Origin of the sequence: Mesorhizobium sp. M7A.F.Ca.US.006.01.1.1 (genome assembly GCF_003997935.1) — a bacterium.
In the GTDB taxonomy this organism is placed as follows: Bacteria; Pseudomonadota; Alphaproteobacteria; order Rhizobiales; family Rhizobiaceae; genus Mesorhizobium.
Genome location: NZ_RZQL01000022.1, coordinates 1 through 12459 on the forward strand (window position 1 = coordinate 1; position 12459 = coordinate 12459).

Genomic DNA, 12459 nt, shown 5'->3' on the forward strand with positions numbered 1-12459 from the left:
GATCATCACCGGGATCATGACCGCCATCGGCGGAAAGATCCTGAGCTGGATCAGCGCCAGCGGCAGGTTCTGGCCGGAGCCGAAACGCGACAGCCCATAAGCCGCGGCTGTGCCCGCCGACATGGCGATCACCGTGCCGAAAACCGCCGACAGCAGCGATGCGAGGATCGGCTTCAGAGCGTTACGGTCGAGCGCGACGATCAAATTGTTGGTCGACTCGCCGAAGACGAAACGGAAATTGCTGAGCGTCGGGTTCTTCGGCCACCAGGTCAGGTCGGCGCCGGTCGCCGACCATTCGGCGATCGGCTTGAAGGCCATCGACACCATCCACAGGATCGGCACCAGCGTCACCGCCATGGCCGCGAAGATCGCGGCATAGCGGAATATCAGGAAAGGAACGGAACGCTTCATCTGGCGGCTTTGCTGGTGGCGTTGTGGGCGGAGGGGAGAAGCAAGCTCCTCCCCTCCTTCGATATGATCCAGGGAGAAGGATCAGACGATTGGATCAAGAACTGTCGGCCAGGCCTCCTTGTTGGTCTTGATGGCTTCGAGCAGTTTGTCCTCGCCGGTACGCCGGGCGATTTTCTTCCACTCTGCCTCGGTGTCGGCCATCGCCTGCTCTGATGTCTTGGCTTTGGTCAGTGCCGCCATGAGGTTCTCGTCGAGCGCATTGTGGAAGGCTGTCGCGCCGGGATAGTTGATGGTCGGCACGGTGCGCGCGACCGTCTCGCGCACCACGTCCATGTGGTAGGCATGATAGGTCTGGCGCACCAGCGGATCGGAAAAATCCGAAAGCCGGAACGGATCGAGATAGCCGCCGGGGTTGGCACTCATCCAGGCGTAGATGCGGGCCGAGCCCAGCCATTGCAGCAGGAGATAGGCGACCTCCTGGTTCTTCGACTGCGACGAGACCATGCCGGTCAGCGAGAACCACAGCACGGAACGGCTGATCAGCTTGCCGTCGATCTCGCGGCCGGGCGGCAGCATCGAGCCGAGCTTGCCGGTAACGGCTGAATCCTTGTTGCCGGCATTGTCGAGGAATTTCGGCAGGTTGGAGAAGGCGCAGGTCATCGCCGCACCACCCTTGGCGAAGTTGCCGTATTGCTCCGGCCAACCCCAGGAGATCGCATCCGGCGAATGATGCGCGAGCGAAGCGACATATTCGTTGGTGGCGGCGATGCCTTGCTCGGAATTGATCATCGGCTTGCCGTCATCGCCAAACAGGAACTGGTTGGGCGAAGCCATCGAGACATAGCGCTGATACCAGTTAGTATAGCCCCAGCCCTGATTGCGCAGGTCGGTCGAGCCGAACAGGCCCTTGTCCGGGCGCTGGAAGAAGGCGGCGATGTCGCCATGCTGCTTCCAGGTCTTCGGCGGCGCCAGATCGTATCCGTATTTGTCCTTGAAGGCCTTCTTCTCGGCTTCGTCGCCGAACAGATCGGTGCGGTAGACCCAGGTCTGGAAGTCGCCATCCAGCGACACGCCATAGTTCGAGCCGCGGTATTTGTTGAGCAGCGACACGCCCTTGGCGCCGTTGACATAGCCGCTGACGGGATCGTCCCATTCGGGCTTATGCTGCGCGACAAAATCGTCGAGCTTGGCGATGCCGCCGGTTTCGGCGAGGTCGCCGAGGCGGTTCCATTCGGTCGAGTAGATGTCGTAGGCCCCACCCTTGGTGGAGATGTCCTGCATCGTCTTGGTGAATTCCTGGCCGTTCGGCAAACCGACGATTTCGATCGCGATGCCGGTTTCCTTTTCCCACAGATCCTTGATCGACGGCGCACCGGCCGGGAATGGCTGCGTGAGCTGGCCGATCGAGCCGTCGGACAGGCCGAGCACGATCTTGGCTGGCGCCTTGCCGGCGCCCTTCAGCGCCTTGGCTGCCTCGATGGCACGGCCTTCCGGCGTGTCGGCGCCATACTGGTAGCGCTCGGCTCCATCGAAGCCCGTCGGGCCGCCGATCATGCCGGGCGCCAGCGCGTCGGCCGCATAGGCGCGGCCGGGACGGATGAATTGGGGTGCGATACCAGCGGCGGCCATGATCACAGCCGCCTTTCCTCCGGATGCCAGCAGCCGGCGCCGCGAGATGCGGATCAAGTCAGACATTGAAACTCCTCCCTCAGGGCCACGTTTCCTCCACGACCCTTATGAGGGATATTGACGGCAGCAGGGCAAGGCTGTCAACATCATAAATAATCAGAACACATCATAACATTGCAATGGGCAAGGAAATGCACAAAAACGGGATCCCTCCGTCAAGCCGGATGCCTCAATTTGAGGGCACCCGACCCTTCCCGGCCCCGCGCAGCCCTGCCGGGACATTTGATTTAGCGCGGCGGCTTGCGCATCGGCCAAGGGCGGATACATCATTTCCCATCAGAATCGCCGATGACGCGGAAGTCGTCACCAGCCGATCCGACGCATGCAGGAGATGAAAGACGGTGCGTTCCACCCTGACTGACATAGCCCGGGAGGCCGGCGTCTCGGCCGCCACCGTCGACCGCGTGCTCAACAACCGGCCCGGCGTGCGGGCGCGCACGCGGGAAATCGTGCTCGAAATGGCGCAGCGCCTCGGCTACATCGCCGAAGGCCCGAACGGCGCGCCGCCACGGCCCTCGCCCGGCGAGGTCATCCGGCTCGACTTCGCCCTGCCGGCCGGCACCAATTCCTTCATCAAGATGCTGCACCGCCACATCGAGGCACAGGCTCTGGCGCGGCCCGACCTCGATGTCCATATCGCCACCATAGAGGGCTTCAATCCTGACCGGCTCGCTCGCCTGCTGCAGGATCTGCGCGGACAGACGCAAGGCGTCGGCGTCATCGCCCTCGACCATCCGACGGTGCGCGAAGCGATCCGCTCCCTGTCGGCCAACGACATCAAGGTGGTGACCATCGCTTCCGACATCCTGCATGTGCCCAGGGTCGCCTATATCGGCATCGACAACCGCGCCGCCGGGCGGCTGGCCGGCTATCTGCTCAACCGCTTCATGGGATCGGGGCATCCGGGCAAGGTGGCGCTGTTCGCCGGCTCGCTGTCCTATCGCGGCCACGAAGAACGCGAGATGGGGTTCCGCCACGTACTGACCGAGGAATCACCCAATCTGCAGATCGTCGAGATGCGCGAAATGCTCGACGACCGCGAGAAGGCCTATTCGGAGGCATCGGCCCTGCTGGAGCGGCACCCCGACCTTGCCGCGATCTACAATGTCGGCGCCGGCAACACCGGCATCGCCCGCGCGCTCAAGGAGCGCGGCCGCGCCCAGTCCATGGTCTTCCTCGGCCATGAGGTGACGGACGGCACCAAGGATCTTCTGCTCGACGGCACGCTCGACGCGGTCATCGACCAGAATCCGCGCGTCGAGGCCCGCGAAGCGCTCAACACCTTGACCCATGCGGTCCGGGGATTGCCCTACGAATTGCACCAGCCAAGGCTGCAGGTGATCTTCAAGGAGAACATCCCGGAGATTTGACGGACCAGACGAACGGGGCGGCGCGGTAAAGCGCCCGCCCCGCTCGATGCTTCTGGTCTATTGGACGGCAGCGACTTCAGCCGCGGCGCCATCGACAAAGCTCTTGTCGATCCATTTGCCATAGTCGATCGAGCCCTTCAGCAGTCCGGCGCTGGCCATGAATTTCTCCTCGCCCCGCAAGGCGGCGATCGCGTCGTCCGTGAGCTTCGGATCCTGATGGAACACCCCGTCGGCATAGGTCTTGCGGACGGATTTTTCCGACGACTTGGTCGCCTCGACAAAGGTCTTGATCGTCTCGTCTGGATGGGCGTCGGCCCAGCGCGAAATCTCGATATCGACCTTCAGCAGCCGCTTGACCAGATCGGGATATTTCGCCGCGAAGGCGCCGTTGACCGAGATGACGTTGGGCACATTCCATTCGGGATGCGTGCTGGTGTCGAACAGGACGCGCGCCTCGCCGGTGTCGACCAGCTTGGCCGCCGTCGAATCCGTCTCGACGATGGCGTCGATGTCGCCGCGCAGCAACGCCGGGCCGGATGCCTCGAACGGCAGGTTCAGACCTTCGACGTCATTGATGGTCAGGCCGACGCTGTTCAGTGCCTTGCTGAAGTTCGAATGCCGCACCGTGCCGGTGAGATAGGCGACCTTCTTGCCCCTGAGATCCTGCAGCGTCTTCAACGGCGAGTCGGTCTTGACGACGATATAGGAACCGCCGGCCTTCACATAACTCGACAGGCCGATCAGCTTGACATCGGCGCCGGACGCAGCGACGCGCAGCGCCGGGTTGTTGCCAGTATAGGCGAACTCGATCGCGCCGGTCGCCAGCGCCGTCGTCGCTTCCGAGCCGCCGTTGAAAGTCACCAGTTCAACCTTGATGCCGTCCTTGGCGAACTCCTTCTCCCACCAGCCATCCTTCTGGGCGAGGATGAATTTGAGATGCCCCGGCGCCGTGCTGCCGATGCGAATGATGTCAGGCTTGTCCTGCGCGAAGGCAGGCATGCCGCCAAGGCCGATGACGACGGCAATCGCGCCCTTCAGCAGCAGCCGGCGAAGTGCATCGAATGGAATGCTGGGCATGGGAAAAATCCTTCCTGGTTGGAATGAATGGGCGGCTCAGATGAGCGAGGTCTCGGACTGGCCTTTCCAGGCTGTCGCCCGGCGCTCGAACCAGACGAGCAGGTAGTTGACGGTCAGGCCGATGACGGTGAGCGTCAGGATGCCGGCATACATGTCGGCCGTTTCCATCATCAGCTGCGAGTTCTGGATGAGGAAACCGAGGCCAGATTTGGCCGCCAGCATCTCGGCGCCGATGACCGCGAACAGCGAGGATTTCACCGCCAGCCGGGCGCCGGCGACGATCGAGGGAATGCTGGCCGGCAGGATGACTTTCCGGAACAGGTCGAAATCGGACGTCCCCATCGAGCGCGCCGCCTTGATCAGCAGTGGATCGACTGACTTGACGCCGCTGATCGTGTTGACGAGGAGAAAGAAAACCGAGGAGTAGAAGGTGATCGCCACCTTCGATTCCTCACCGATGCCGAGCAGCAGGATGAACACCGGCAGCAGTGCGAATTGCGAGGTGTTGCGCAGCGTCTGCACCAGAAGGTCGGAAACCTTCTCGAACAGCGAATAGCGCCCCATCAACAGACCGAGCGGGATGGCCACCACCACGCCGAGTGCGAAGCCGATCGCAGCACGCTGCAGGCTGATACCAATATGCTCGATCAGCACGCCCGAAGCGAGCAGCGCCCACCAGGCGATCAGCACTTCGCTCAGCGGCGGAAAGAAGATCCGGTTCAGCCAGCCGAGCCGGGGAGCGATCTCCCACAGCAGGAAGAACAGGCCGAGCAGCGGCAGGCCGTAGACAAAGGTGCCGTGGCTCGCTTTCTTGCGGCGGGCTTTGGCACTGTGGGCCCTGATAGCGGGGACTCTCGCGGCGGCTACCGTTTCGCCAGCGCCGGCAAACAGGTGAAGCGCTCCAGCGGTGCCAAACTTCTCGGTCAGATAGACCATGGGTCCAGTTCCTCAGTGGCTGAAGGCTGGCGACAGGGTCCAGTCCTTCTGCGCCTTGTTGACCTCGTCGCGCAGCACGTCCCAGACGCGAGCGCGATATAGATTGAATTCGGCGCTGGCGCGGATGTCGCCGTCGCGCGGCCGTGGCAGGTCGATGTCGATGATCTCCTTCACCGCGCCCGGGCGCGCCGTCATCACCACCACCCGGTCGGCGAGGAAGATCGCCTCGTCGATCGAGTGGGTGACGAAAATGACAGTCGTGTTGATCTTGCCCCAGATTCGCAGCAGCTCGCCTTGCAGAAGCTCGCGCGTCTGTTGGTCGAGCGCTGCAAACGGCTCGTCCATCAGCAGCACTTCCGGGTTGCTGGCCAGCGCACGCGCGATCGCCACACGCTGCTGCATGCCGCCGGAAAGCTGGTTGGGAAAACGGTCCTCAAAACCGGCAAGGCCGAACAGCGCCAACAGATGGCGGGCCGTCGTCGTGCGCTCTGCCTTGGCCACGCCGCGCACCTCCAGCGCATATTCGATGTTGGCGAGCGCCGTGCGCCAGGGAAACAGCGCATATTGCTGGAAGACATAGCCGGTCTTTGGATCGGGCCGGGTGATGCGCCGGCCGTCGAGCTGGACATCGCCGCCGGTCGCCTGCGTCAGCCCGCCAATGATGTCGAGCAGCACCGACTTGCCCGAGCCGCTGGGTCCGACCAGCGTGATGAACTCGCCCTTGCGGATGGAAAGATCGACGCCGTCGAGCACGGTGACACGGTCGGTCGCCTCGCCGTCGACGGTGACGAACTGCCCCGGCTTGAGCTGGAAGGTCTTGCTGATGTCACTGACGACGATACGGTCCATATCTGTCTCCGATCGATTCACTGCGCCACGCGGATGCGGTGCGTCGGGTCGAATTCCGAGCCGCCGGCCTTGCCGCGCTTCCAGCCAAGCGCGCGGGCATAGGAGCCGAACAGCTGCCGGGCGTCGGCCTGAGCTTCCGTGATGCCGGTCGGCCCTTCGGCGAACTCGGCCACATAAAGCGCGTCGGTCGGGCAATAGATTTCGCAGAGGAAGCAGGTCTGGCAGTCCTCCTGGCGAGCGATCACCGGCACGCCATTGTCGGTCGCGTCGAAGACGTTGGCCGGACACACCTTGACGCAGATGTCGCATTCGACGCAGCGCGTGGCCGAGACGATCTCGATCATGACGCCAGCTCCGCCAGCCGCTCTGGCGCGCCTGCGATGCGGAACGCATCCACACCGGTGATGACCAGCCGGTGCGCGAAGGCCGGGCTCTTGCCCGGCAAATCGGTGCGGCGATGCATGCCGCGGCTCTCGGTGCGGTGCAGCGCTGCGGCCACGGACCAGCGCCCGGCCGCGGCGATCGAAGCTGCCTCTCGGGCGCGGACCCGGTCCAGCCCCTCGCCTTGCAGATGGTCGCGCACGTCGCGCCAGACACTCTCCAGCCGCTCGCTGCTCTTCTCCAGGCCCTCGCCTGTGCGGAAGAAATTCTTGTCGAGCGGCGTCACCTCGTTGCGCACCGCCTCGATGACTTCGCCTGCCGAGATGTCGGCACGCGGCGGTGATGCGGGACGCAACCCGGCTTGGCCAAGCGACTGCGCTGCACTGCGGAATGCCTTGCCGGTCCGGCGCTTGGCATGGGTCGAGGCGCCCTTGCCGGCCCACCAGCCGCTGGCCAGTGCCCAGGATGAATTAACGGCGCCGCCGCCAGACATGGCGCCGGTCATGATCTCGCGGCTGGCGGCGTCGCCGGAGACATAGAGGCCGGGCACGCCGGTGGCGCAATCGTCGGAGACGATGTCTATGCCGCCGGTGCCGCGCACCGTGCCTTCGGCACGCAGGGTGATGCGGAACAACTCGCTGAACGGGTCGATGCCGACGCGGTCATAAGGCACGAAGCAGTTCGGCTGGCCCTGGCGCAGCCAGCCTTGCAGCGCCGGTTCGGCCTGATCGAGCCGCGCATAGACCGGGCCGTCGATCAGCGCACGCGCCACCTCTTCCTCGCGGTCGCCGATGCCGTTACGCAACGGCTCGCCGGTCGGCCCGACGATCGGAGAGCCATCTTCGCGATGGAACGACGCCCAGCGGAACGGCAGCCCCTTGTTCAACGAGGAGCCGTAGGGCGCCAGCGTGTACTTGCCGGTGAACTCCATGCCAGACAGGCTGGCGCCGGCTTCCGCCGCCATCAGATAGCCGTCGCCGGTCAGCCCGGTGGCGCCGAGGATGCGTTCGCGGAAAGCGCAGCCACCGGTCGCCAGCACCACCGCGTTGGCGTCGACGCGCCAATCCTGGCCGATCTGCCTGGCGACACCGGCGGCGCCGACGATGGCATCGCCGTCCGACAAAAGTTCGAGCGCGGGATGATGGTCGAGGACGGTGACGCCGGCCAAAAGCACGCGGCGGCGCATGAAGCGCATGTAGTCCGGGCCGCGCAGATTGGCGATGTAGAGCCGGCCGTCATCCTCGCTCGGGAAGGGATAGCCCCATTCGGAGAGCCTGAGCAGGTTGCGGTAGGCGGTGTCAACGCAGCGCAGCATCCAGCGCGGGTCGGCGAGTTCGCCGGTGCGCTGCCAGCGTCGCTCGACCACGGCATGCCTGTTGTCGCCCGGCGGCACGCACCAGGTGCCGGTGTTGGAGGGCGCGGTGGCGCCACTGGTGCCGAGATAGCCTTTGTCGGCCAGCACCACCTTGGCGCCGCTCTCGGCCGCAGCGACAGCCGCCCAGGCGGCCGACGGACCGCCGCCCAGCACCAGAACGTCGGCCTGGAGGTGCAAACTGTCGGAAGCGGATCTTTGCGGCTTGGGCATGGATACCTAGCGAATGAAGTCGAGGCCGGCGCTAGGCCGCGCGCGCCGCGCTGGAAGACCAGACCGGCTCGTTGCCGGTGCTCCACTTGATGTTGCAGCCGATCGACGGCACCTGGCTTGCGACGGGCCGGCCGCCCTCCAGCACCGTGTCGACCGCAGCGCGCAGATCGGCACCTGTCACCGGCTTGCCGTTGCCTGGCCGCGCATCGTCGAACTGGCCGTGATAGGCGAGCCGCCGATCAGTGCCGAACAGGAAGAAGTCGGGCGTGCAAGCCGCGCCATAGGCTTTCGCCGTCTGCTGCGACGCATCCTTGAGATAGGGGAAGGAATAGCCGAATTTTTCGGCTTCCTCGCCGATGCGGGCGAGCGTCTCTTCCGGATGCGCCTCATGGTCATTGGCGTTGATCGCCACCACTTGCAGCCCCTTGCCCGCATAATCCCTGGCGAAAGCGGCAAGCTGCTCGCGGATCAGCACGACGAACGGACAGCGGTTGGAGATAAAGGCGACGAGCAAGGCCGGCTTGGCGTCGAAATCGGCGAGGCCGTGCAGCACGCCTTGCGCGTCGGGCAACAGGAAGTCGGCGGCCCTTGTGCCGAGGTCGATCGGATTGGACTCTGTCTTCGGCATCGATGCGCTCCCTTGTGCAACCATTTTCACAGGCCAAGGTGCGAGCGCTCGAACGTCCGCAGTTAGTCTATGAATTTAGTATAATTATAGGCTGGAGAGCGCATTCGCGGTCAATCGCGCGGCTTAGAATATCGTCCCAATGTTTCAGGCCGAATCGGCACGTTTGTTCGAGCAGGAGCCGATCCGGAGAAATCCGGACGGATGAGGTTTTATGGCAGGCAGCAGGGTCGCCCGCGAGACGATGTCATCGCGGGCGACCCTGCTGCCACCATCACGGCATGATTATCCCTTGGGATAGAGCGCCTTCGCCAGGTCGCGGATCGCATCTGATGTGCGCGGGCCGAAGCCGATCATGTAGGCGCCATCGAGCACCACCAGCACCTTGTTGGCCGCCGCCGGCGTTGCCGCCAGCGCGCGGTTGCCGAACACCTGCTCGGCCGTCGGCCCGCCCTTGCCGTCGCCCATCATCAGGATGACATCAGGTGCCATCTCGATCAGCTTTTCCTCTGACGCCGCCTTGTAGCCCTGCACGATGTCCATCGGGTTGAGGCCGCCGGCATAGCGGATGATGGCGTCGGCCGAGGTACCCGCGCCGGCAGCGCTCAGCTTCACAAGGCCATGGAAGAACACCACCTTCTTGCGCCGCTCCGGCGGGATTTTTGCCGCCAGATCGGCTGCCGTCTGAAAGGCGGTGAGCACCTCGGCGGAAACCACCTTGCCCTTGTCCTCGAGCCCAAGGCTGGCGGCGATCAGTGTGATCTTGCGCTCGATGCCTTGCGGGGTGTTGTCCTGTGGGACGAAGACGATCGGGATCGCCAGCGACTTCAGCACCTCGACCGCTTCAGGAGGCCCGCTGTCTTCGGCGGCCAGAATCAGGTCGGGGCGCAGGCTGGCCAACCCCTCGACCGAAAGCTGGCGGCGATAGCCGACATTGGGTTTTTGCGCGACTTCAGGCGGATATTTGCTGCCGCGATCGATAGCGACGATTTGCCCGCCGGCGCCCAGCGCGTGGACGATCTCGGTGACGTCAGAGCCGAGCGTCACGATCCGGGTCGCTGCGCCCGGCGCGACGGTTCGCCCCTGCGCATCGACAACGGTCTCGGCGGCCAGCACCTTGAAGCCGCAGGAAGGCGCCAGCACCGACAGTGCCAGAAGCAGCACCGCCGCGATCCTGCCCAGTTGCGACCAGTGGGTCATCTTGCCTTCGCCTAAACTGCCGACCATGCCGCTGTTCCCGTGCCAGATGCTTCTCGATGATGGTCAGCTATAAATTTAAAGTTGACTTACGTCATCATGTTTTAATATGTGACCCATGCCCTGACCTGCCTGGTCGAGGGATTTTCCATCATGCCAGCCAAGGCCGTTCAGCCACCGCCAGCAGTTTTGCTTTTGCTTGGGGGCTGCATGACAACGACAACAAACACGACATTGATGGCGAGCACCGCGCTCGCCTTCGTGCTCGGCCTCTGCGCCGTGCCTTTTGCCAGCGCGCAGGAACAGGACCCGGAGAAAAAGGCCGCCGCCAAGACCGGCCGCTTGGCGCCGGCCAGTGTCGCGCAGAACCAGCCGGCGACGATGCTCGACGTGATCACCATCTCGGCAACGATGATCAAGACGGCGGTGATCGAATCGATGGCCGCCATCAGCGCCGTCGATCAGGACGAACTCGACCGCATTCAGCCCGACACAGCCGCCGACATCTTCCGCACCACGCCGGGCGTCGCCGCATCGATGAATGGCGACGATCCCGCAACCGCCATCAACATCCGCGGCCTGGAGCAATATGGCCGCGTCGTCGTCACCCTCGATGGCGCCCGCCAGGACTACTGGCGCGTCGGTCATGGCTCTGGCTCGTTCTATGTCGAACCCGACCTGATCAAGGAAGCCACCGTCATTCGCGGTCCGGTGTCGAATGCTTATGGTTCGGGCGGCATCGGTGGCGTCGTCTCCTTCGAGACCAAGGATGCCGGCGACTTCCTCAAGAAGGATGAGCGCTGGGCGCTGAGCGAAAAGCTCGGCTATGAGGATAATGGCGACGGCTTCACCACCAGCACCACCGGCGCCTACCGCTTCAGCGACGACGCCGACATCATCGGCAACCTCATCTACCGCGACCGCGACAGCTACACCGACGGCAATGGCGACACCGTGCCATGGACCGGCGAGCGGGTGACCAGCGGCTATCTGAAGACGACGCTGCGGCCGGCCGATGGCCATGAACTGAAGCTCGGCGCCATCCTGCAGCGCTACAACGACCAGATCACCGGATCGAGCGGCTCGACCTCGCCGACGCTGAGCCGCTACGACACCAACACCACCAACCAGACCTACACCGCCACCTATACCTGGAAGCCCGACGACAACGCGCTGATCGACTTCAGCGCCAATGCCTATCACAACCGCACCCGCGCCGAGCAGACGCAGGTCTGGCCTACCTCGGCGATCGGCAATTTCCGCTTCTACGACGTGGCCACGGCAGGTTTCAATGTGAAGAACTCCTCGCGCTTCGACGCCTGGGGGCTTGCCCACACGTTGACCTACGGGCTCGACTATTACTACCTCGAAGCATCGTCGGAAGCGGCACATTTCGGCGCCGGCGAACAGCTGGGCTATGGCGGCTTCCTGCAGTGGCAGGGCGATTACGGGGACTGGCTGCAGGTCATCGCGGCGATGCGCTATGACGGCTACCAGCTCGATGGCGAGACGCGCATCCCGTCACCGCAGGAAGCCTCGATCTCCGGCGATCGTTGGTCGCCGCGCCTCACCGTCGGCGTCACGCCATTCGATGGCTTCCAGCTCTATGGCACCTATTCCGAAGGCTACCGGGCGCCGGGTCTGCAGGATGTCTTCCGTGGCGGCGGCGCGCATGGCGGCGGTGATACATATCGGCCCAATCTTCTGCTGCAGCCCGAGACGGCGAAGAACTGGGAGGCCGGCGTCAACGTGAAATATGACGATGTGCTGACGGCGGGTGATCGGCTGCGCGCCAAGGTCAACGTTTTCCACACTGACGTCGAGGACTATATCGACGTCGACCTGACCGTCCTGCCGCGCACGGCGATCAACATCGGCGACGCGCGCCTGAAGGGCATCGAGGCCGAGATGGTCTATGACTATAACTGGGGTTTCGTGAACCTCGCCGGCGCGCTGATCGACGCCAAGGTCGTCAGCGGCGTCTATTCCGGCCAGGCGCTGAACAACACGCCGCTCGACCGCTTCTCGGCCACGATCGGCTTCCGCATGCTGGAGGACCAGCTCACCGTCGGCGCGCAATATCTCAGCGTCGGCAAGATCACCCGCACCAGCCGCACCAATCCCAACGCCGTGCCGGTCGTCGATGACGGTTTCGACCTGGTCAATGTCTTCGCCAACTGGCGCGTCAACGACAACCTCAAGCTCGATTTCGGCGTCGATAACATCTTCAACACCGCCTACACCGACCCGCAAAGCGCATGGTCGACCTCGGCGGCAACAGAACAAGGCAAGGGCCGCACCTTCAAAGTGGCCCTCACCGGCAGGATCGGAGGCTGACA

At 64.0% G+C, this 12459-nt stretch carries 10 protein-coding genes and 1 pseudogene; 2 read left to right on the forward strand and 9 right to left on the reverse strand.

Going from position 1 to position 12459, the window contains the following annotated elements; all coding sequences use genetic code 11:
- Positions 1-411, reverse strand: a pseudogene (locus EN943_RS06465) (carbohydrate ABC transporter permease); the annotation flags it as partial.
- Between the two features lie 81 nt (positions 412-492).
- On the reverse strand, positions 493-2106 hold the full coding sequence (locus tag EN943_RS06470; RefSeq protein WP_127411966.1) for an extracellular solute-binding protein: 1614 nt from the start codon (positions 2104-2106) through the stop codon (positions 493-495).
- A 335-nt stretch (positions 2107-2441) separates the two neighbouring features.
- On the opposite strand from EN943_RS06470, the gene EN943_RS06475 reads away from it, so the two are divergent.
- The gene (locus tag EN943_RS06475; RefSeq protein WP_127411967.1) at positions 2442-3470 is read left to right on the forward strand and encodes a LacI family DNA-binding transcriptional regulator; all 1029 of its coding nucleotides are present in this window, start codon (positions 2442-2444) and stop codon (positions 3468-3470) included.
- 57 nt (positions 3471-3527) lie between these two features.
- Here the strand turns inward: EN943_RS06475 and EN943_RS06480 are convergent, their stop codons facing one another.
- From EN943_RS06480 to EN943_RS06510, 7 genes are all read right to left on the reverse strand, one after another.
- Positions 3528-4547 carry an aliphatic sulfonate ABC transporter substrate-binding protein gene (locus EN943_RS06480; protein WP_127411968.1) on the reverse strand — a complete coding sequence of 340 codons (1020 nt, stop codon included), beginning with the start codon at positions 4545-4547 and terminating at the stop codon, positions 3528-3530.
- A 36-nt stretch (positions 4548-4583) separates the two neighbouring features.
- On the reverse strand, positions 4584-5483 hold the full coding sequence (locus tag EN943_RS06485) for an ABC transporter permease (protein ID WP_127411969.1): 900 nt from the start codon (positions 5481-5483) through the stop codon (positions 4584-4586).
- A gap of 12 nt (positions 5484-5495) precedes the next feature.
- Entirely contained in the window at positions 5496-6332 is an 837-nt protein-coding gene (locus EN943_RS06490; RefSeq protein WP_127411970.1) for an ABC transporter ATP-binding protein, read from the reverse strand.
- A 17-nt stretch (positions 6333-6349) separates the two neighbouring features.
- Complete coding sequence (locus EN943_RS06495; protein ID WP_127255510.1) at positions 6350-6676, reverse strand: ferredoxin family protein; 327 nt, start codon at positions 6674-6676, stop codon at positions 6350-6352.
- Positions 6673-8298 carry an FAD-binding protein gene (locus EN943_RS06500; protein ID WP_127411971.1) on the reverse strand — a complete coding sequence of 542 codons (1626 nt, stop codon included), beginning with the start codon at positions 8296-8298 and terminating at the stop codon, positions 6673-6675. Before EN943_RS06500 ends, EN943_RS06495 begins: the two co-directional genes overlap by 4 nt.
- A gap of 31 nt (positions 8299-8329) precedes the next feature.
- Entirely contained in the window at positions 8330-8926 is a 597-nt protein-coding gene (locus EN943_RS06505; protein ID WP_127411972.1) for a thioredoxin family protein, read from the reverse strand.
- A 282-nt stretch (positions 8927-9208) separates the two neighbouring features.
- Positions 9209-10150 (reverse strand): ABC transporter substrate-binding protein, encoded by a 942-nt coding sequence (locus EN943_RS06510; protein WP_127411973.1) that lies wholly within the window; start codon positions 10148-10150, stop codon positions 9209-9211.
- A gap of 180 nt (positions 10151-10330) precedes the next feature.
- Here EN943_RS06510 and EN943_RS06515 point away from each other — a divergent pair, with 180 nt between their 5' ends.
- Positions 10331-12457 (forward strand): TonB-dependent hemoglobin/transferrin/lactoferrin family receptor, encoded by a 2127-nt coding sequence (locus tag EN943_RS06515; protein WP_127411974.1) that lies wholly within the window; start codon positions 10331-10333, stop codon positions 12455-12457.
- The last annotated feature ends 2 nt before the right edge of the window (positions 12458-12459 follow it).

What these genes read in the sequence shown, in the direction of transcription:
- EN943_RS06490 (WP_127411970.1), bottom strand. Translation starts at nt 6,332, where the DNA reads ATGGACCGTATCGTCGTCAGTGACATCAGCAAGACCTTCCAGCTCAAG.
- EN943_RS06485 (WP_127411969.1), bottom strand. Translation starts at nt 5,483, where the DNA reads ATGGTCTATCTGACCGAGAAGTTTGGCACCGCTGGAGCGCTTCACCTG.
- EN943_RS06505 (WP_127411972.1), bottom strand. Translation starts at nt 8,926, where the DNA reads ATGCCGAAGACAGAGTCCAATCCGATCGACCTCGGCACAAGGGCCGCC.
- EN943_RS06500 (WP_127411971.1), bottom strand. Translation starts at nt 8,298, where the DNA reads ATGCCCAAGCCGCAAAGATCCGCTTCCGACAGTTTGCACCTCCAGGCC.
- EN943_RS06480 (WP_127411968.1), bottom strand. Translation starts at nt 4,547, where the DNA reads ATGCCCAGCATTCCATTCGATGCACTTCGCCGGCTGCTGCTGAAGGGC.
- EN943_RS06495 (WP_127255510.1), bottom strand. Translation starts at nt 6,676, where the DNA reads ATGATCGAGATCGTCTCGGCCACGCGCTGCGTCGAATGCGACATCTGC.
- EN943_RS06470 (WP_127411966.1), bottom strand. Translation starts at nt 2,106, where the DNA reads ATGTCTGACTTGATCCGCATCTCGCGGCGCCGGCTGCTGGCATCCGGA.
- EN943_RS06510 (WP_127411973.1), bottom strand. Translation starts at nt 10,150, where the DNA reads ATGGTCGGCAGTTTAGGCGAAGGCAAGATGACCCACTGGTCGCAACTG.
- EN943_RS06515 (WP_127411974.1), top strand. Translation starts at nt 10,331, where the DNA reads ATGACAACGACAACAAACACGACATTGATGGCGAGCACCGCGCTCGCC.